This window comes from Xanthomonas sp. CFBP 8443 (assembly GCF_025666195.1).
Lineage (GTDB): Bacteria > Pseudomonadota > Gammaproteobacteria > Xanthomonadales > Xanthomonadaceae > Xanthomonas_A.
In genome coordinates this window covers 4525475-4544875 of sequence record NZ_CP102592.1, presented here as the reverse complement: position 1 = coordinate 4544875, position 19401 = coordinate 4525475, and the positions used below count along the sequence as shown (strand labels likewise).

Below are 19401 nucleotides of genomic sequence, written 5' to 3'. Positions count from 1 at the left end.
TGCGACGTTGCCCGTACGCGTCAGACGGTCGGCACGGTGCCGCCATCGATGATGTATTCGGCGCCCGAGATGGAGGCCGCGCGCGGCGAGACCAGGAAGGCGATCAGGTCGGCGACTTCGTCCGGCGTGGCGGGGCGCCCCAGCGGAATGCCGCCCAGTGAATCCATGACCAGTTGCCTGCCGCCGTCGCGATCCGTGCCCGCCTGGGCCGCGACGCGTTCGACCAGCGCGGCGGAGGCTTCCGTGTCGATCCAGCCCGGTGATACGCGTACGACGCGCACGCCCTTGGGCGTGACCTCCTTGGACAGCGCCTTGCTGTAGGTCGACAGCGCCGCCTTCGCCGCCGCGTACGCCATGGTCGCTTCCGGCAGCGGCAACAGGCGCTGGATCGAGGCGACGTGGAGGATCACGCCGGCGCCCTGCGCCAGCATCGCCGGCAGCAACGCGCGGTCCAGCCGCACGGCCGACATCAGGTTCAGATCGAGCGCCCGCGTCCATTGCGTGTCGTCCAGTGCGGCGAAGCCGCCCGCCGGCGCGGATGAACCACCCACCACGTTGACCAGGATGTCGATCCCGCCGAGATGCTGGAGCGCCGCATCGGCGGCCCGGCGGGCGCCGTCGGCCGTGGCCAGATCGGCGGCGAGATAATGGACGCCGGTGACCGGCTGCGCCGGCGGCGAGAGCGCCGTCGCGACCACGTGGGCATCGGCCTGGGTCAGCGCGCGGACCACGGCGGCGCCGGCCCCGCGCGTGCCGCCGGTGACCAGGGCGCGCCGGCCGGCGAGGCGCAGATCGAAGCTCACGGCGCGATCTCCAGCGAGCCGATCCTGCCGCGCTCGAGCGTGAAGACGTAGCGCAGGTCTATCGGGCTGCCGGGGAAATCGCCGGCGACGTGTCCGGTCACGATGTAGCGCCCGCCGTCCCGCTGCAGCGTGCGCGGTTCGGTGGTGTAGGTGTAGCGGGTGGAGGTGTCCGCTTTCCAGGCCTCGATCGCCGCTTGCCCCTGGTGGGTCTTGCCCTCGTCGCGCACGCTGCCGTTCGGGGTGAAGCAGCGGGCGACGGCTTGGCCGTCCTGGGTGTCCGCCTGGAAGTAGGCGGCGATCGGCTCGGGCAGGTTCAGTGCGTTCATCGGTTGTGCTCCCTCTGGGTCCATGGACGCAGAGTGGCGCGACCGCATCGGTAAGAGAATCGCCTACTATCCGATCAGGCCATGTAGAAATGGATGCACAATGCGCGGGGCGGAGTTTGCGGAACTGAAGGCATTCGTGGCCGTGGTGGAACGCGGCAGTTTCGCCCGCGCGGCCGATCATCTGGGCTTGTCGCGGTCCGCCCTCTCGCAGGTCATCCGGCAACTGGAATCGCGGTTGGGCGTGCGCCTGTTGAACCGGACCACGCGTAGCGTCTCGCCGACGGAACCGGGACAACGCCTGCATGAACGGATCGCGCCGATGCTGCGCGAGATGGACGACGCCGTCGCGCAGGCGGTCGGCAGCAACGCGCGCGCTGCCGGCACCTTGCGGATCAACACGCTCAGCATGGCGGCGAAGAACGTGATCGCGCCGCGCCTGGGCCGCTTTGCGCGCGCGCATCCGCAGGTGGTGCTGGACATCGTGATCGACGACGGCCTGAGCGATATCGCCGGCGAGGGCTTCGACGCCGGCATCCGCGTGGGCGGACGCCTGCAGAAGGACATGGTGGCGGTCCGCCTCACCCCGGACGTCGCGCTGCTCGCGGTGGCCTCGCCCGACTACCTCGCGCGGCATGGCGAGCCGAAGACCCCGGCCGAGCTGGCGCGTCACGCCTGCATCAACTGGCGCTTTCCCGGCAGCGGCAGGATCGCGGGCTGGGAGTTCAGGAAGAAGGGCAGGAGTACGGAGGTGGTCGGCGAAGGCCAGGTGATCGCCAATCACCAGGACATCGTCGTCCCCGCCGCCCTGCAGGGGCTGGGCATCACCTACGCCTACAACGACGACGGCATCGCCGAGGCCTTGCGGGACGGCCGGCTGAAACGCGTGCTGGCGGATTGGTCGCCGACGGTGCCCGGCTTGTATCTCTACTACTCCAGCCGCCGCTACATGCTCCCTGCATTGCGCGCGTTCATAGATTGCCTGCTCGATCGGGACCTGGGCCAGGCGGGAGCATGATCGAACGCGGATGGCGGTAGCGTCGGATCAGCCGGCTGCCGAATCAGCCATGAGTGCCGCATTCGTCATCGGCCTCGTCTCTGGCAGCGCTTCTTCCCGCCGCGTACCCGCCCCGGCGCTGATCAACGGCAAGCGCTTGGTGATCGCCAGGGCCTGAAGACGTGCATCCCTACAGCGGTCGCGCCATCCTGCCGCCACGCCGGCGCCGTGGTATGCGCGCCCCATAGCGCGACGGCAGTGACGCCGCGGTGCGCAATCCCGTGGCGAGCGCGTGAACGTGCGGTGACGTTAAGACGTGGACGCCGTTGCGGGCGCGCCTCGCTTCCTTCGCAGACGTCCGGACAGCGGTGTTCCGGCGCCGATGCCGCTGCGTGACGGTGGCGCATGCATCGGGCGCCGCGTATGCGTCTGCTTAATGCCATGAACACATTTCATTGGCATCGCCTGTGGTCTTGTGGCGCCGTCGCATCGCATCGAGCGGCATCGGCGCCCGGCACCGAATCCGATTTGCGGATGCGGCACATCGTGCAGATGCATTCCGTCTCCGTCCTGTGCGACGGCCGATCCGGCTGCCGATGGCAAGCGCCGCTGTCTGGATCGTGCACTCCCCATCACGCGAACGGGATCTCCGAATGCATGTCTGCCTGCTGTCCCCCTTGACCCACCACGATGCGGCCGCGCTGGAGGCGGCCATGGCGGCCGCACAGGCCAATGGCTGCGACCACGTGGTGCTGCCCAACCCGTTCGCGCAGGACCCGCAAGGCCGGCTGGCCGATCCGGCCGCCGACGATGCCGCCGGCGACGCGCGGCTGCAGCAGTGGCTGGCGCTGGCGCAGAAGCACGGCTTGAAGCTGCTGGTCGACCTGCGCATCGACGAGATCGGCGGCGGCAGCCGCCTGCTGCAGGAGCATCCGCACTGGTTCCGCGCGCGCACCTCGGCGCTGCCCGATCCGCGCGCCCAGCGCGGCACGCCGGAGATCGCCCAGGGCCGCTTCGCCTATGCCGAAGAAGGCGCGGGCCTGGCGCAGTGGTGGAGCGTGCGCCTGCGCGATTGGCTGCGCGGCGGCCTGGCCGGGTTCCGGGTGCTGCAGCCGCAGCGCGCGCCGGCCACGCTGTGGCGCAGCCTGATCGAGGACGTGCACGCGCAGCTGCCGGCGACGACGTTCCTGGCCTGGACCCCGGGCCTGGGCCTGGAGGCCCTGCGTGGGTTGCACGGCGCAGGCTTCGATGCGGCGTTCTCGTCGCTGGCCTGGTGGGACGGACGCGGCAGCTGGTTCTTCGACGAGGACGTGGCACTGCGCAGCCTGGCGCGCCGGGTCGTCGCTACCATCGATCCCGATGCGCCGTCCGACGCGCCGCCGCCGCTGCAGCGCGCGCAACGCGCCAAGCTGGCCGCCGCGTTTGGCGATGCCTGGGCGATCGCCGCGCCGACTGAACTCCCGGTGCCGGCCGACGCCGACGATGCCGCCGATGCCACCCCGGTGGCGCCGACCGAGGCCATGGCCGATCTGCATCTGCGCCCGCTGCTGCGCGATGGCGCGCTGACCGCCGTGGCGGTGGAACCGCGCGGCGCCGCGCCGTGGCTGGTGCTGCTCAACAGCGACCGCGACCACCTGCTGCCGGTGCCCGGCTCGGCGCTGCTGCGCCTGCTCGGCGACAGCGAGGCGCTGCTCAGCGACCAGGGCGAGCCGATCCAGGGCGACCAGGGGGGCACCCTGGAAGCGGGCGAAGTGCGGGTCTACCGCAGCGTGCCGGCGCGCCCGGTGCTGGCCGCCGCGCGCGCCCGCACGCCAGCCGATGTCGCCGCCGGCGCGGCGCGTGTGTGTATCGAGGCGGTGACGCCCTCGGTGGACGACGGCCGCTTTCCGGTCAAGCGCACCGTCGGCGACCGCATCTGCGTGGAGGCCGACGCGTTCTGCGACGGCCACGACCGCATCGCGGTGGCGCTGCTGTGGCGCGCCGCCGATGCGCGCACCTGGTCCAGCGCGCCGATGCGCGCGCTGGGCAACGACCGCTGGCGCGGCGAGTTTCCGCTGGAGCGGCTGGGCCGCTACGAGTTCCGCATCGAGGCCTGGCGCGACGTGTTCGCCACCACCCACGCCGACCTGGAAAAGAAGCGCGCCGCCGGCACGCTGCTGCCGGTGGACGTGCAGGAAGCGCTGGCCCAGGTCGAGGCGGCGCGCGCGCGCAGCCGTGGCGCGCTGGCGGCACGGCTGAAGGCAATCGTTGCGCGCATCACCCGCAGCGACGATCCGGCCGCACGCGCGGAGATCCTGCTGGAGCCCGGCACCGCCGAGGCGATGGCGCGCGCCGACGACAAGCCGTTCCGCACCGAATACCCGATGACCTTCCGCGTCGAGGCCGAGCGCCGCGGCGCGCACTTCTCCAGCTGGTACGAACTGTTCCCGCGTTCGCAGAGCGGCGACCTGGCGCGCCACGGAACTTTCGACGACGTGATCGCGCGCCTGCCGCATATCCGCGCGATGGGCTTCGACGTGCTGTACATGCCGCCGATCCACCCGATCGGCGAGAAGAACCGCAAGGGCCGCAACAACGCGGTCACCGCGCAACCTGGCGAGCCCGGCAGTCCGTACGCGATCGGCTCGGCCGAAGGCGGGCACACCGCGGTCCACGCCGAACTGGGCGGGCTGGAAGGCTTCCGCCGGCTGCGCGCCGCCGCCGCCGCGCAAGGCCTGGAACTGGCGCTGGATTTCGCGATCCAGTGCGCGCCGGACCACCCGTGGCTGCGCGAGCATCCGGACTGGTTCACCTGGCGCGCCGACGGCTCGATCCCGTACGCGGAGAATCCGCCGAAGAAGTACCAGGACATCGTCAACGTCGATTTCTACGCCAGCGGCGCGGTGCCGGAGCTGTGGAACGCGCTGCGCGACGCGGTGCTGTTCTGGGTCAACGAAGGCGTCAACCTGTTCCGCGTCGACAACCCGCACACCAAGCCGTTCCCATTCTGGGAATGGCTGATCGCCGAAGTGCGCGGCCGCCACCCGCAGGTGGTGTTCCTGTCCGAAGCCTTCACCCGGCCCAAGCCGATGTATCGGCTGGCCAAGGTCGGTTTCTCGCAGTCGTACACCTACTTCACCTGGCGCCAGCACAAGGCCGAACTGCAGGCCTACATCGAAGAGCTCAATGCCGGCACGCCGCGCGAATGCTTCCGCCCGCACTTCTTCGTCAACACGCCGGACATCAACCCGGTGTTCCTGCAGCGCAGCGGCCGCGGCGGCCACCTGATCCGCGCCGCGCTGGCGACCACGCTGTCGGGCCTGTGGGGCATGTACCAGGGCTTCGAACTTTGCGAGGCCACGCCGCTGGCGCCGGGCAAGGAGGAATACCTGGATTCGGAGAAGTACCAACTGCGCGTGTGGCCCGAGCGTGCGCCCGGCGACATCGTCGACGAGATCACCCGCCTGAACCTGCTGCGGCGCCAGCACCCGGAACTGCAGTCGCACCTGGGCACGCGTTTCTACGTGGCGCACAACGACCAGGTGCTGTACTTCGGCAAGTTCCTCGACGAAGCGCATCTGGCGCGCAGCCGCAGCCTGGTGCTGGTGGCGATCAGCCTGGACCCGCACGCGGCGCAGGAGGCGCAGATCGAAGTGCCGCTGTGGGAACTGGGCCTGCCCGACCACGCCAGCGTCGCCATGCAGGACCTGTGGGACGGCCACGCCTTCGCCTGGCACGGCAAGCAGCAAACCATTCGCCTCGATCCGTCGCGGCCGTTTTCCCTATGGCGTATCCGCGCCGGAGCCACTTCATGAATGCTGCAGTTCCCTTGTCCGCCGACAGCGAGGCAAGCCCGCTCGCGCACGATGCACTCTGGTACAAGGACGCGATCATCTACCAGGTGCACGTCAAGTCGTTCTTCGATTCCAACGACGACGGCATCGGCGATTTCCCCGGCCTGATCTCCAAGCTCGACTACATCGCCGACCTCGGCGTAGACACCATCTGGCTGCTGCCGTTCTATCCCAGCCCGCGCCGTGACGACGGCTACGACATCGCCGAATACATGGCCGTGCACCCGGACTACGGCAGCATCGCCGACTTCGAACGATTGGTGGCGCAGGCGCACGCGCGCGGCATCCGCATCGTCACCGAACTGGTGATCAACCACACCTCCGACCAGCATCCGTGGTTCCAGCGCGCGCGCAACGCGCCCGCCGGCTCGCCGGAACGCGACTTCTACGTGTGGTCCGACAGCGACCAGGACTACGCCGGCACCCGCATCATCTTCTGCGACACCGAGAACTCCAACTGGACCTGGGATCCGGTCGCCGGGCAATACTTCTGGCACCGTTTCTACTCGCACCAGCCGGACCTGAACTTCGACAACCCGGCGGTGCTGGAGGCGGTGCTGGAAGTGATGCGCTTCTGGCTCGACCTGGGCGTGGACGGGCTGCGCCTGGACGCGGTGCCGTACCTGATCGAGCGTGACGGCACCTCCAACGAGAACCTGCCCGAGACCCACGCCATCCTGCGCCGCATCCGCGCCACGCTGGATGCCGAATACCCCGACCGCATGCTGTTGGCCGAGGCCAACATGTGGCCGGAAGACACCCAGCAATACTTCGGCGAGAACGCCGACGAATGCCACATGGCGTTCCACTTCCCGCTGATGCCGCGCATGTACATGGCCATCGCGCGCGAGGACCGTTTCCCGATCACCGACATCATGCGCCAGACCCCGGAAATCCCGGAGACCTGCCAGTGGGCGATCTTCCTGCGCAACCACGACGAGCTGACCCTGGAGATGGTCACTGATTCGGAGCGCGACTACCTGTGGCAGACCTACGCCGCCGACCGTCGCGCGCGCATCAACCTGGGGATTCGCCGGCGCCTGGCGCCGCTGCTGGAGCGCGACCGCCGCCGCATCGAACTGATGACCTCGCTGCTGCTGACCATGCCCGGCACCCCGGTGCTGTACTACGGCGACGAGATCGGCATGGGCGACAACATCCACCTCGGCGACCGCGACGGCGTGCGCACGCCGATGCAGTGGTCGATCGACCGCAACGGCGGCTTCTCGCGCGCCGACCCGGCCGCGCTGGTGCTGCCGCCGATCATGGATCCGCTGTATGGCTTCCAGGCGGTCAACGTCGAAGCGCAGCAGCGCGACCAGCATTCGTTGCTGACCTGGACCCGGCGCATCCTGTCGGTGCGCAAGCGCTACCGCGCCTTCGGTCGTGGCCAGCTGCGCTTCCTGTACCCGGGCAACCGCCGCCTGCTCGCCTACCTGCGCTGCCACGAGGACGAGACCGTGCTGTGCGTGGCCAACCTGTCGCACACGCTGCAGGCGGTGGAGCTGGACCTGTCCGAATTCGAAGGCCGCGTGCCGGTGGACATCATCGGCGGCGGCAGCTTCCCGCCGATCGGACGGCTGACCTACCTGCTCACCGTGCCGGCGTTCGGCTTCTATGCGTTCCAGTTGGTCGGCAACGCCACGCTGCCGGACTGGCACGTGCCCGCGCCGATGCCGCTGCCCGACTACCAGACCCTGGTGCTGCGCGGCGCGGTCGACGCCAATGCGCTGCTGCCGCACCTGGGCACGCTCGAACGCGACGTCCTGCCGACCTGGCTGTCCACGCGGCGCTGGTTCGCGGCCAAGGACCGCGCGCTGCGCGGCGTGCGCATCGCGCGGCGCACGCCGCTGCCCGGTCCCGACGGGCTGACCCTGCTGGAGATCGAGGCGGAGCTGGAGCACGGCGAACACGAGCGCTACATCCTGCCGCTGGGCATCGTCTGGGACCGCGAACAGCCAAGCGTGCTGGCCGAGCAATTGGCGCTGGCGCGGGTGCGCCACGGTCGCGAAGTCGGTTATCTCACCGACGGCTTCGCGCTGAAGTCGCTGACCCGCACCATGCTCGGCGCCTTGCGCGAGCGCACCGTGCTGTCGATCGACGGCGAGAGCCATGCCGGCGCCGATGCCGCGCCCGAGCAGATCCGCTTCTGCGCCACGCAGGCGCTGGCCGCCGTCGCGATTGCGGACGATGCCGAGATCCGCTGGCTGTCGGCCGAGCAGAGCAACAGCTCGCTGATCGTCGGCGACAAGGCGGTGTTCAAGCTGCTGCGCCGCGTCTCCGCCGGCATCAATCCGGAGATCGAGATTGGCGAGCGCCTGACCAGCATCGGTTATGCCAACGCCGCCCCGCTGCTCGGCCACGTCACCCGCGTTGACGTGCAGGGCGGGGAGACCACGCTGGCGCTGCTGCAGGGCTTCGTGCGCAACCAGGGCGATGCCTGGCGCTGGACCCTGGATCACCTGGCGCGCGGCGCCGAAGAGTACGCCGCCGCGCAGGACGATGCCGCGCGGCACGAAAGCGTGGCCGGCTACGACGCCTTCGCCGAGGTGGTCGGCCGGCGCCTGGCGGAATTGCACGACGTGCTGGCCCAGCCCACCGACGCCGCTGCGTTCGCGCCGCAGGCGGTGGACGTCGCCGCGGCGCAGCGGGTGGTTGCGGGCGTGGCGCACGAGGTGCAGGCGATGTGGGACACGCTGGTCGCGCATCGCGACGTCAGCGACGACGGCGAGCGCGCCGCCGTGGACGCGCTGCTGGCGGAACGGCCGCGCCTGGACGCGTGGCTACAGCAGGCGCCGGCCTTGCTCGACGGCGCGTTGCTGACCCGCGTGCACGGCGATTTCCATCTCGGCCAGATCCTGGTCGCGTTCGACGACGTAGTGCTGATCGACTTCGAAGGCGAGCCGGCCAAGTCGCTGGACGAACGCCGCGCCAAGGCCAGCCCGCTGCACGACGTGGCCGGCTTCCTGCGCTCGCTGGACTATGCCAGCGAAGTCTCCGCCCGCGGCGAAGAAGGTACCGCCGCGCGTGCCGGCGTCGGCCTGGACAGCGCGCTGGACGCGTTCCTGTCCGCATTCCGTAGCCGCGCCAGCGCCACCTTCCTGTCCGCCTACCGCAAGGTGCTCGACGCCAGCCCGCACCCGTGGGTGGCACCGGCCGCCTTCGAGGCCACCACCTTGTTGTTCCTGATCGAGAAAGCCAGCTATGAAATTCGCTACGAGGCTGCCAACCGCCCGGCCTGGATCATGGTGCCGATACAGGGACTGTTGCGCATACTCGAACGCTTTCCTGCGCCTGAGGAGGCGATTCGATGAGTGATGTCGGCCACACCTGGGACGAAGCAACGCTGCGTGCGTTCGCCAATGCCCGCCACGGCGATCCGTTCGCCGTGCTCGGTGCGCACCGCATCGGCGACGCGCGCGTGCTGCGCAGCCACCTGCCCGGCGCCGAAGCGGTGACCGCGGTACTCGAAGACGGCCGCGAGGTGCCGCTGCAGGAAGGCCCCAGCCCGGGCTTCTTCGCCGCCACGCTGCCCGACGACGGCCGCTATCGGCTGCGCATCCGCTGGCCCGGCGGCGAACAGGAGACCGAGGACGCCTACGCGTTCGGCCCGCAGCTGAGCGATTTCGACCTGCACCTGATTTCCGAAGGCCATCACCTGCACCTGGCCGACGCGCTGGGCGCCAACGTGGTCGAGGTCGACGGCGTGCGCGGCACCCGCTTCGCGGTGTGGGCGCCCAACGCCACCCGCGTGGCGGTGATCGGCGATTTCAACAGCTGGGACGCGCGCCGCCACCCGATGCGCCTGCGTCACCAGGCCGGCGTATGGGAGCTGTTTGTGCCTGGCGTCGAGGCCGGCGCGCACTACAAGTACGCCTTGCGCGGCCCGCGCGGCGAAGACCTGCCGGCCAAGGCCGACCCGGTCGCGCGCCGCGCCGAACTGGCGCCGGGCACCGCCTCGATCGTGCCCGATCCCGCCCCGTTCCAGTGGCGCGACGACGCCTGGATGGCCTCGCGCGCGCGCCGCCACGGCCCGAACGCACCGCTGAGCGTGTACGAGATCCACGCCGGCTCGTGGATGCACGCCGACGACGGCAGCATGCTCGACTGGGACGCGCTAGCCGAGCGCCTGATTCCGTACGTCGCCGACATGGGCTTCACCCACATCGAACTGATGCCGGTCACCGAGCATCCGTTCGGCGGTTCCTGGGGCTACCAGCCGCTGGGCCTGTTCGCGCCCACCGCGCGCTTCGGTTCGCCCGACGGCTTCGCCCGCTTCGTCGACCGCTGCCACCGCGAGGACATCGGCGTCATCGTCGACTGGGTGCCGGCGCATTTCCCCACCGACGCCCATGGCCTGGCCCATTTCGACGGCACCTCGCTGTACGAACACGCCGACCCGCGCGAAGGCTTCCACCGCGACTGGAACACGCTCATCTACAACCACGGGCGCCGCGAAGTCTCCGGCTTTCTGATCGCCAGCGCGCTGGAGTTCCTGCAGCGCTACCACGTCGACGGCCTGCGCGTGGACGCGGTCGCCTCGATGCTGTATCGCGACTACAGCCGCAATGCCGGCGAATGGGTGCCCAACATCCACGGCGGCCGCGAGAACTACGAGACCATCGCGTTCCTGCGCCGGCTCAACCAGGTCGTCGCCGAACACGCGCCTGGCGCCATCACCATCGCCGAAGAATCCACCGCCTGGCCCGGCGTCACCGCCGACCTGGCGCATGGCGGGCTGGGTTTCAACTACAAGTGGAACATGGGCTGGATGCACGACAGCCTGCACTACATCGAACTGGACCCGATCTATCGCCGCTACCACCACGGCGAACTGACCTTCAGCATGGTCTACGCGTATTCCGAGCGCTTCATGCTGCCGATCTCGCACGACGAAGTGGTGCACGGCAAGCGCTCGCTGCTCGGGCGCATGCCCGGCGACGACTGGCAGCGCTTCGCCAACCTGCGCGCCTATCTGGGCTACATGTACACCCACCCCGGGCGCAAACTGCTGTTCATGGGCTGCGAAATCGCCCAGCCCACCGAGTGGAACCACGACGCCGCGCTGCCCTGGCACCTGCTCGACGATCCGCGCCACCGCGGCATCCAGCGCCTGGTCCGCGACCTCAACCGCCTGTACGCCGAACACCCCGCGCTGCACGCGCGCGACGACACCCCCGACGGCTTCGCCTGGGTCATCGGCGACGACGCCAACAACAGCCTGTTCGCCTACCTGCGCACCGCCCAGGGCAGCGATACCCCGCTGCTGGTGGTCGCCAACCTCACCCCACTGGTGCACCACGGCTACCGCATCGGGGTTCCCCGCGGCGGCCGCTGGCGCGAACTGCTGAACTCCGACGCCGAGATCTACGGCGGCAGCAACACCGGCAACGGCGGCAGCGTGCGCACCGAAAACATCGGCGCGCATGGTCATCCGGCCTCGCTGTCGCTGACCATCCCGCCGTTGGGGGTGTTGGTGTTGGGGTTGGAAGACTGAGGATGGATTGAGGGCGGGGAAGGGGAGCCAGGTCCGGACGACAAGTGACGGCGCGGAGCCGTCCGACCCTCCGTCGCCGTCCCATCAGCAAAGGCGTCGTCCGCCGCGTCTACCGCGGCGGGCAGACAGCGCGCCACCGCGGACGTTAAACTCACGCCCGCCTCGGCGCCTTCCTCTGCATGCACGCCAGAGGCGCCAAGCCGGCGGCCGACGCATCGCCCGCCCGCTCCGGACGCTTCCGGGCCTATAGCTCAACGGTTAGAGCAGAGGACTCATAATCCTTTGGTTCCAGGTTCGAATCCTGGTGGGCCCACCAATAAGCCGTGGCGCGCGCAACGCCATCCAGGGTGCTCGCGTCATGCGGAGGGGCCACTGGCGCAATGCGCTTGCTGTGCAGCGGCAGCCGGCAGCGTGATCGCATGAACGGCTACGCGTCGCTGCCGGCATGCGTTGCCCGTGCCGCGCCGCCGCTGCCGGGCGAACGGCGGCTCAAGCGGCTCGGGCTTGATCTAGATCAACGCATCGCCTGAGCCGGCAGCCTATAAAGATTCTCAGCAAGAGTCCGGCAGCGTCGGGCATGCGGATCCCCGCAACATGGCGAGGATCCGCCATCCGGACGCCGGCTCTTCCGAACTCCATTCCCAAGGAATCGCTCATGGGCATCGCGCTCGCTCCAGAACAATTGCTGTCTTCCCTCGAGAAGGTGATGGTGATCTCCACCACCGACCTGCAGGGCACCATCACCTATGCCAACGACCTGTTTTGCCAGCTGACCGGCTTCGCGCGCGAAGAGTTGATCGGGCAGCCGCACAGCATCGTGCGTCACCCGGACGTGCCCAAGGCGGTCTACAAGGACATGTGGGACACGATCAAGGCCGGCAAGGTCTGGACCGGCATCGTGCCGAATCTGGGCAAGGGCGGCGTGCTCTACGTGGTCGATACCACCGTGCAGCCGTTGTACGACGAGCAGGGAAATATCAACGCTTACATCAGCATCCGCCGCGTGGTCAACGATCTGATGACGAACTTCGAGGCGGTGGAAGCGGCGAAGGAATACTTCGACGACTACTACGCCGGCAAGTGAGCGCTGCGCCCCCCATCGCGCGCGTGCTGGTCGGCTACGGCTCCGAATCGGGCAATGCGCGCGCACTCGCGCAACGCCTGGGCACGCAAGCGTTCCTGCAGCCGCACGGTCCCGTGGTGTTGGCGCTGGACGAGATCGATCTCGCCAGCCTGGGGCCGCACGATGCCCTGCTGATCGTCTGCAGTTCGTTCGGCGACGGTGAGCCGCCGGGCAACGCCGAACGCTTCCTGGACGCGCTCAGGCAGACACGGACGTTGCCGGACCTGCGCTATGCGGTCTTCGGCCTGGGCGACACCGCCTATCCGCGCTTTTGCGGCTTCAGCAAGACGCTCGACGCGCTGCTCGCCGAGCGGCTGGCGACCGCCCTGGTCAACAGGGTCGATGCCGATGCCAACTACGCTGCCTTCTTCGAGCGCTGGCTGCCCGTGCTCGAGCGGGTGTTGCATGGCGACCTGCAGGCAGGCCGCGACCTGCACCTTCAGGTCAAGGCCTATGGCGAGGCCAACGCGTTCGCGGCCACGGTGATGGAGCGACGCAGGCTCAGCGCCAGCGATCCGGCGGCCTGGCATGTGCGCCTGGATATCGCCGGCAGCGGCATCGTCTACCGGGCCGGTGACACGTTGCATGTGGTGCCGGAGAACGACGAGGACCTGCTCGGACGTTTGGCGTCCTGGTACGGGCAACCCGAGGCAGTACCGACTCTGCGCGGCAAGGAGTTGCGCCAGATCGGCAAGCCGCTGTTGCGCGAGCTGGCGCGGCTGGGCGGGAGCGAGATCCTCAAGGGCCTGACCAAGATCAGCCAGCGCGCCGCGCTGGAAGCGTATCTGTACGGGGCGGACCTGCTCGACGTGCTCGAGGATCACTGCACGCCCGACACGGTTCCGCTGGCGAGCCTGGCCGACCTGTTGCCTGGATGCCTGCCGCGCGCCTATTCGATCGCGTCGCGGGCAGATCCGGACAGCCTGGACCTGTGCGTGCGCGAAGTGCGCTATACGCGCGGCGGCCGTGTTCGCAGTGGCGTCTGCACCGGCTGGCTGTTGAGCGATCGCGCCGAACGGGTACGTATCTTCAGCCGGGCCAATCCGGGCTTCCACCTGCCGCCCGATCCGGGTTGCCCGCTGATCCTGATCGGCACCGGGACCGGCGTCGCGCCGCTGATGGGTTTGATGCGCGAAGCCGCCGCCAGCGACGGGCGCCGCGAGATCTGCCTGATCTTCGGCGAGAAGCGCCGCGAGCAGGATTTCCTCTATCGCGACGAACTCGAGGCGCTGCGCGACGGCAAGGTGCTGGACCGTCTGATCACCGCCTTCTCGCGCGACACCGACGCGAAGTACTACGTGCAGGACGCCATGGCCGAACACGGCGACTATCTCGCCGGGCTGCTGCGGCGCGACGCGCACATCTATCTGTGCGGAAACAAGCGACACCTTGAGGGCGTGGTGGAGCAGGCCGTAGGTGGGCTGATAGATGCGGACGCATCGCAGCAGGCTCCCTGGCATGCGCTGTCAGGGCAAGGGCGGCTGCACCGCGAGCTGTATTAGTCTTCGCACGCGGCCGGCAGGGCGGCCGCCGCATGGCGCGGCGTCAGCCGAAGCGGACCGGCACGCCCTGGCGGTCGAATGCGGCGAAACGGTCGATGCGGCCTTCGTTGATCGCATTGACCATGAAGCGCAGCGGCTGCATGGCCTCGTCGGCCGAGGGCGTCACGCCTGCGCGTCCAGCCAGGCCGCCGACGAACAGCAGATCCCACGCGATGCCGGTCCGTTCCGATTCGGCGAGCAATGCCTGGAACGACGCGATCTCCGCAGGCAGTTTGTCCACGCACAGCACGGGTGCAAGAGTGCCGCCCTGCCCCGATCGGTGTTGCTGCCGCTGCACCTCGGTCGCCGAGGCAGGCAGGTCGGTGCGAACGAAGACCAACAACAGGCGTTGCGGCTCCTGCTGAGCGCCGGCGGCCCGCAACAGGTCGGAAAAACTGGTCAGCATGGTGTGCTCGTGGGTGATGGCGGTCGCCTACAGCATGCACGCGGCAACCACAGGGTTTCTTGATCAAGATCATGGTGCACGCCGGTCGCATGCCCAAAGCTATGCGCAGTGGGAACAGGGGCGGAAGGCGGAGGGATCTCGTCGCCGCGCGGCCAGCCAGTGAATCAGACGAGCGAGCACAGATGATGGGCAGCCTCACCGACGGCTACGGGCGCAGCTTTCCCTATCTGCGCCTGTCGCTGACCGAAGCCTGCAACTACCGCTGCAGCTACTGCCTGCCGGACGGCTACCGCGCCGACGGCGCATCCCGCTTTCTCGGGATCGCGGAAATCCGGCGGCTGGTAGGCGGTTTTGCCGCGCTGGGAATGCACAAGATCCGCCTGACCGGCGGCGAACCCAGCCTGCGCAAGGACCTGCCGGCGGTGATCGCTGCGGTGTCGGCGGTGCGCGGTGTCCGCAAGATCGCCTTGACCACGAATGGTTGCCTGCTGCCGCGGCACGTGCGCACATGGCGCGAGGCCGGGCTGACCGCGCTCAACGTCAGCATGGACAGCCTGGATGCTGGACGCTTCCACGCCATCACCGGCCACGATCGCTTTGCCGAGGTCTACGAAGGCATCGAACAGGCGCTGACGCTGGGATTGGAGTCGGTCAAGGTCAACGCGGTGCTGCTGCGCGGCTGCAACGACGATGAGCTGCCGTGTTGGCTGGATTATCTGCGCGAGCGCGCGCTGAGCGTGCGCTTCATCGAACTGATGCGCACCGGCGACAATCTGGCGTATTTCGAGCGTCACCATCTGCGTGCGGAGGAGCTCGAGCTGCGCTTGCAGGCGGCGGGGTGGCGCCTGCGCGTGCGCGCCGCCGACGCCGGGCCGGCGCGGGAGTACGCGCATCCCCAGTTCCGCGGCACCATCGGCGTGATCGCACCGTACTCGAGGGATTTCTGCACCGGTTGCAACCGCTTGCGGGTCACTGCGCGCGGCGATCTGCGGCTGTGCCTGTTCGGCGACTTCGGCATCGCGCTGCGGCCGTTGCTGCAGTCCGATGCGGACCACGATGCGCTGGTGATGCGTATCGCCACGCAGTTGGGGCTCAAGGCGGCCGGACACGGCCTGCACCAGGGACATACGGGCCTGACCCCGCACCTGGCATCGATCGGAGGTTGAAACCATGAACGGCGATTCCGCAGCGGCCTTCCACATGGCCGACATCCGCGACAAGCGTCCGACCGCGCGCCGTGCGGTGGCGGTCGGCGAGCTGATGGCCGGGCCACTGGCGTACCCGATGATCGTCGCACGGCGCCTGCCCAAGGGCGACGCACTGGCGTTGGCGGAAGTCGCCGGCCTGCAGGGCGCCAAGTCGGCTTCGACGCTGATGCCGCTGTGCCATCCGTTGCCGCTGGAGCTGGTACGCACGTTGTGCGTGCCGGTTCCGGAGCGGTATGCGATCCGCGTGTACTGCGAGTGCGCCAGCCAGGCGCGTACCGGCGTGGAAATGGAGGCGCTGGCCGGCGTCAGCGCGGCGTTGCTGACGCTGTACGACCTGAGCAAGCCGGTCGAACCGGCGCTGACCTTTGGCGGCGTCCGCCTGTTGTTCAAGGAGGGCGGCAAGCGCGGACTGTGGCGGCATCCGGATGGCATGAGCGAGTCCGAGCAGGCGCGCTTCCGGCCGCGCGCGCCGCTGGCGCTGGACGGCGTGCCGTGCGCAGTGCTCACGCTCAGCGACCGTGCCGCCGGCGGCCTCTATGCGGATGCGTCCGGCCCGGTACTGGTGGATGGGCTGCGGCATTTGGGCGCGCAGGTGTCCGCGAGCGAGGTGCTGCCCGACGGCATCGAGCCGCTGGCCACGCGCCTGCGCGCATTGGCGGACGCGGGCGTGCGGCTGTGCCTTTGCACCGGCGGTACCGGGCTGGGTCCGCGCGATCTGACCCCGGAGGCCTTCGCATGCGTCGCCGACCGCCGTGTCGAGGCGCTGGCGCAGATGCTGCGCACGCTCGGCGCGCAACATACGCCGCTGGCCTGGCTCAGCCGTGCCGAGGTCGTGCAGGTAGGCCGGATGCTGGCGTTCGCGTTGCCCGGAAGCCCGCGCGCGGCGGCGCAATGCATGGACATCCTTGCGCCGGTGCTCGGCCACGCGCTGCGCATGCTCGATGGAGGGCGGCATCCATGATCGGCTATGCGCAGGCGCTGTCGATGGTGCGCGAGGCGGTTCCGTTGCTGGGGATGGAGGCCGTGCCGGCGATTGCGGCCGAAGACCGGGTGCTGGCCGAGCCGCTGGTCAGCGCCGCTGCGCTGCCGCCGTTCGACAACTCGGCGATGGACGGGTTCGGCGTGCATGCCAGTAGCGCGGGACTGGCTGCCGGTGTGGAACTCGCCGTGCGCGGCTGGCAGGCGGCCGGCGATACGCAATGCCGCGCCGGCGATGGCGCCTGGGAAATGATGACCGGCGCGCCCGTGCCTGCCGGGCTGGATGCGGTGATTCCGGTGGAGCAGGTGGAGGTGCTTGCACGGGCCGAGGGCCGGCCGCTGGCGATCCGCCTGCTGGCCGCGGTGCAGCCGGGCCAGCACGTGCGCCGCAGTGGCGAGGACGTCTGCGTGGGCGAACCGGTGCTGCCCGCCGGCGAGCGCCTGGGTGCGCCGCAGACCACCATGCTGGCAGCGCTGGGCGTGGCGCAGGTGCTGGTGCGGCGGCGTCCACGGGTGGCGGTGATCGCCACCGGGCGCGAACTGGTGGGCGATCCGGCACAGCCGTTGGCCTCGGGCCAGATCCGCGACAGCAACCGTCCATTCCTGGCCGCGCAACTGCGCGCGGCGGGTGCCGAGGTGGTCTGGCAGGGCATCGTCGGCGACGAACCTGCGCAGTTCCATGCCGCCCTCGACGCTGCGCTGGCAGCGGGCGCCGATGCGGTACTCAGCAGCGGCGCGGTGTCGCAGGGACGCTACGACTTCGTGCCCGAGGCGCTGCGCCAGCGCGGCGCGCGGATCGGGTTCCACAAGGTGGCGATCCGCCCAGGGAAGCCACTGCTGTTCGCCACCCTGGCGGAGGGGCCGCTGTACTTCGGCCTTCCCGGCAATCCAGTGTCCAGCGCGGTAGGCCTGCGCTTCTTCGTCGAACCGGCGCTGCGCGCGATGCTTGGCCTGGCTGCGGAAAAGCCGCTGTGGTTGCCGGCGGGCATGCCGATCGCCAAGCCGGCAGCGCTGCGCTTCCATGGCAGCGGCGTGGTGGCGTGCGATCGCAGCGGGCAATTGCGCGCTGCGATCCTGCCGCAGCAGCACTCGTTCCGGCTGCGGCCGCTGCTGGCGGCCAATGCGTGGCTGGTGGTGCCGGAAGGCGTGGCCGACGTGGCCGCGGACGAACCGGTGCAAGTGTATGGCCTGGGCCATTGGCAGCCCGTGCAACTATCCTGGGAGAAACAGTCATGAAGATTTCGGTGCGCCTGTTCGGCGCGCTTTCCGATTACGCCGCCGGCCAGCCGCTGGAATTCGAACTTGCGGCCGGGCAATGCATGGCCGATCTGCGCGCGGTGCTGCAAGAGCGCCTGGAGGCCACGGTTCCGGGCTTCCGCCCGGCGCTGCTGCGCTGTTCGGCGTTCGCCGACAGCCGGCAGATCCTGCACGAGCGCGATCCGCTGCCAGCCGATGGCGAAGTGGCGGTGCTGCCGCCGGTGAGCGGAGGTTGAGCGGGATGAACGCACATGCAGGCATCCTTCATGCGCAGGTCGTCGATCGCGCGCTGGCGGCGCTGGATCCGGCCGCAGCGATCGATTTCGTATCCGACCCCGGCTTCGGCGGGCTGGCCGTCTTCATCGGCCGCGTGCGCGACTTCAATCATGGCCGCGTCGTGACCGGCATCAGCTACGACATGTTCGATGCGCTGGCGCTCAATGGCTTCGAGCGCATCATGCAGCAGGCGCTGGCCGACATCGGGCCAAAGCTGAAACTGTACGTGGCGCACGCCAGGGGGCGGCTGGCCATCGGCGAACTGGCGGTGGTGGTGGCGGCCGGCTCGCCGCATCGCGACGAAGCGTTCCGCGCGTGCCGGCGGGTGATCGAGGCGGTCAAGCACACCAGCCCGATCTGGAAGCGGGAACACTACCAGGACGGCAGCAGCGAGTGGAGCGAAGGCTGCACCTTGTGCGAATCGGCGCTGGTTCCCGCCTCAACGGCGGACACCGAGCGCGAGTCCGTGCATGCGCATCGCCACGACCGGGATGTCGCCGCGGACGGCATGGCGTTGACCGATGTCTGACGGCGCCATGTGCTGCGGCGCGCGATGCAGTGAGCGTCGATTGTGGGGCCATCCCTTCGCAACCGCTGAGCCGATGCGCCCGGCTGCGCTATCACTGACGTGGAGAAGCGATCCATGAAGCTGCAACACCAGGCACAGACCTTGCGGTTCCGGGTGGACGAGGCGGAGCTGGCCGTGCTGCTGGGGGGCGGAGAAGTGGCGAACCGGTTGTGCATCCCCGGCGGGCCTTCGTTGTGCCAGACGCTGGTATTGGCCGAACTGGAAACGGCGGCGATGGGTGGCACGCCGACCCACTGGCGGGTGGCGCTGCCACGCGCGGCGGTGGAGGCCTACTGCGGGCGATTGCCGTGCCGCGACGGGCTCCAGTTCCAGGCGGCGGCGCAGCAAAACGGCCAAAGCGCGCTGCGGATGGTGTTCGAAGTGGATGTGCGCGACAGCGCGCGGACGCGGACCGGCACCGCACGCGGACGCAATGCCGAAGCGCAGGCCGTGACCGGCATCCAGATCGGCTTTTCCGGCGACGGCGCCGTTTGACATTTGTCATGGATATCCGATTGGAGGCGGCGGGATTGATTTCGATCAACGGCCTGGTGCCGCGGTGATGGCTCAATGGCCGTGGGGCGATGGGAG

The 19401-nt window shown here is 69.3% G+C and carries 15 protein-coding genes and 1 tRNA gene; 13 read left to right on the top strand and 3 right to left on the bottom strand.

What is annotated here, in order from left to right; translation table 11 throughout:
* Positions 1-20: 20 nt before the first annotated feature.
* Positions 21-803: an SDR family oxidoreductase gene (locus NUG20_RS18895; RefSeq protein ID WP_263395934.1), complete on the bottom strand. Its 783-nt coding sequence runs from the start codon at positions 801-803 to the stop codon at positions 21-23.
* Positions 800-1129, bottom strand: coding sequence for a nuclear transport factor 2 family protein (locus NUG20_RS18890; RefSeq protein ID WP_263395933.1), 330 nt, complete (start codon positions 1127-1129; stop codon positions 800-802). The genes NUG20_RS18895 and NUG20_RS18890 overlap by 4 nt, the downstream gene beginning before the upstream one ends.
* A gap of 22 nt (positions 1130-1151) precedes the next feature.
* On the opposite strand from NUG20_RS18890, the gene NUG20_RS18885 reads away from it, so the two are divergent.
* The 7 genes from NUG20_RS18885 to NUG20_RS18855 all read left to right on the top strand — a co-directional run bounded on the left by NUG20_RS18885 (position 1152) and on the right by NUG20_RS18855 (position 14078).
* Entirely contained in the window at positions 1152-2144 is a 993-nt protein-coding gene (locus NUG20_RS18885; RefSeq protein ID WP_263395932.1) for a LysR family transcriptional regulator, read from the top strand.
* Between the two features lie 692 nt (positions 2145-2836).
* Positions 2837-5917, top strand: a complete 3081-nt coding sequence (locus NUG20_RS18880; protein ID WP_263398541.1) for an alpha-1,4-glucan--maltose-1-phosphate maltosyltransferase — start codon at positions 2837-2839, stop codon at positions 5915-5917.
* Positions 5914-9270 carry a maltose alpha-D-glucosyltransferase gene (gene treS / locus NUG20_RS18875; protein WP_263395931.1) on the top strand — a complete coding sequence of 1119 codons (3357 nt, stop codon included), beginning with the start codon at positions 5914-5916 and terminating at the stop codon, positions 9268-9270. Before NUG20_RS18880 ends, treS begins: the two co-directional genes overlap by 4 nt.
* Positions 9267-11453: a 1,4-alpha-glucan branching protein GlgB gene (gene glgB, locus NUG20_RS18870; RefSeq protein ID WP_263395930.1), complete on the top strand. Its 2187-nt coding sequence runs from the start codon at positions 9267-9269 to the stop codon at positions 11451-11453. The genes treS and glgB overlap by 4 nt, the downstream gene beginning before the upstream one ends.
* A gap of 240 nt (positions 11454-11693) precedes the next feature.
* A tRNA-Ile gene (locus NUG20_RS18865) sits at positions 11694-11769 on the top strand.
* Between the two features lie 345 nt (positions 11770-12114).
* Entirely contained in the window at positions 12115-12537 is a 423-nt protein-coding gene (locus NUG20_RS18860; protein WP_206256775.1) for a PAS domain-containing protein, read from the top strand.
* 23 nt (positions 12538-12560) lie between these two features.
* Positions 12561-14078 (top strand): diflavin oxidoreductase, encoded by a 1518-nt coding sequence (locus NUG20_RS18855; protein WP_263395929.1) that lies wholly within the window; start codon positions 12561-12563, stop codon positions 14076-14078.
* A gap of 43 nt (positions 14079-14121) precedes the next feature.
* Here the strand turns inward: NUG20_RS18855 and NUG20_RS18850 are convergent, their stop codons facing one another.
* The gene (locus tag NUG20_RS18850) at positions 14122-14523 is read right to left on the bottom strand and encodes a ribonucleotide reductase subunit alpha (RefSeq protein WP_179567646.1); all 402 of its coding nucleotides are present in this window, start codon (positions 14521-14523) and stop codon (positions 14122-14124) included.
* Positions 14524-14708: 185 nt separating this feature from the next.
* Between NUG20_RS18850 and moaA the strand changes: the two genes are divergently transcribed.
* The 6 genes from moaA to NUG20_RS18820 all read left to right on the top strand — a co-directional run bounded on the left by moaA (position 14709) and on the right by NUG20_RS18820 (position 19305).
* Positions 14709-15689, top strand: a complete 981-nt coding sequence (gene moaA / locus NUG20_RS18845; RefSeq protein WP_179568085.1) for a GTP 3',8-cyclase MoaA — start codon at positions 14709-14711, stop codon at positions 15687-15689.
* Between the two features lie 4 nt (positions 15690-15693).
* Positions 15694-16692, top strand: coding sequence for a bifunctional molybdenum cofactor biosynthesis protein MoaC/MoaB (gene moaCB / locus NUG20_RS18840; RefSeq protein ID WP_263395928.1), 999 nt, complete (start codon positions 15694-15696; stop codon positions 16690-16692).
* Positions 16689-17945, top strand: a complete 1257-nt coding sequence (gene glp, locus NUG20_RS18835) for a molybdopterin molybdotransferase MoeA (protein WP_263395927.1) — start codon at positions 16689-16691, stop codon at positions 17943-17945. Before moaCB ends, glp begins: the two co-directional genes overlap by 4 nt.
* A complete protein-coding gene (locus NUG20_RS18830; protein WP_218848162.1) occupies positions 17942-18202 on the top strand; it encodes a MoaD/ThiS family protein in 261 nt (86 codons plus the stop codon). The genes glp and NUG20_RS18830 overlap by 4 nt, the downstream gene beginning before the upstream one ends.
* Positions 18203-18207: 5 nt before the next feature.
* Entirely contained in the window at positions 18208-18771 is a 564-nt protein-coding gene (locus tag NUG20_RS18825; RefSeq protein ID WP_179567640.1) for a molybdenum cofactor biosynthesis protein MoaE, read from the top strand.
* Positions 18772-18885: 114 nt separating this feature from the next.
* On the top strand, positions 18886-19305 hold the full coding sequence (locus NUG20_RS18820; RefSeq protein WP_179567638.1) for a hypothetical protein: 420 nt from the start codon (positions 18886-18888) through the stop codon (positions 19303-19305).
* The last annotated feature ends 96 nt before the right edge of the window (positions 19306-19401 follow it).

What these genes read in the sequence shown, in the direction of transcription:
- NUG20_RS18890 (WP_263395933.1), bottom strand. Translation starts at nt 1,129, where the DNA reads ATGAACGCACTGAACCTGCCCGAGCCGATCGCCGCCTACTTCCAGGCG.
- NUG20_RS18885 (WP_263395932.1), top strand. Translation starts at nt 1,152, where the DNA reads ATGGACGCAGAGTGGCGCGACCGCATCGGTAAGAGAATCGCCTACTAT.
- NUG20_RS18880 (WP_263398541.1), top strand. Translation starts at nt 2,837, where the DNA reads ATGGCGGCCGCACAGGCCAATGGCTGCGACCACGTGGTGCTGCCCAAC.
- treS (WP_263395931.1), top strand. Translation starts at nt 5,914, where the DNA reads ATGAATGCTGCAGTTCCCTTGTCCGCCGACAGCGAGGCAAGCCCGCTC.
- glgB (WP_263395930.1), top strand. Translation starts at nt 9,267, where the DNA reads ATGAGTGATGTCGGCCACACCTGGGACGAAGCAACGCTGCGTGCGTTC.
- NUG20_RS18850 (WP_179567646.1), bottom strand. Translation starts at nt 14,523, where the DNA reads ATGCTGACCAGTTTTTCCGACCTGTTGCGGGCCGCCGGCGCTCAGCAG.
- moaA (WP_179568085.1), top strand. Translation starts at nt 14,709, where the DNA reads ATGGGCAGCCTCACCGACGGCTACGGGCGCAGCTTTCCCTATCTGCGC.
- moaCB (WP_263395928.1), top strand. Translation starts at nt 15,694, where the DNA reads ATGAACGGCGATTCCGCAGCGGCCTTCCACATGGCCGACATCCGCGAC.
- glp (WP_263395927.1), top strand. Translation starts at nt 16,689, where the DNA reads ATGATCGGCTATGCGCAGGCGCTGTCGATGGTGCGCGAGGCGGTTCCG.
- NUG20_RS18830 (WP_218848162.1), top strand. Translation starts at nt 17,942, where the DNA reads ATGAAGATTTCGGTGCGCCTGTTCGGCGCGCTTTCCGATTACGCCGCC.
- NUG20_RS18825 (WP_179567640.1), top strand. Translation starts at nt 18,208, where the DNA reads ATGAACGCACATGCAGGCATCCTTCATGCGCAGGTCGTCGATCGCGCG.
- NUG20_RS18820 (WP_179567638.1), top strand. Translation starts at nt 18,886, where the DNA reads ATGAAGCTGCAACACCAGGCACAGACCTTGCGGTTCCGGGTGGACGAG.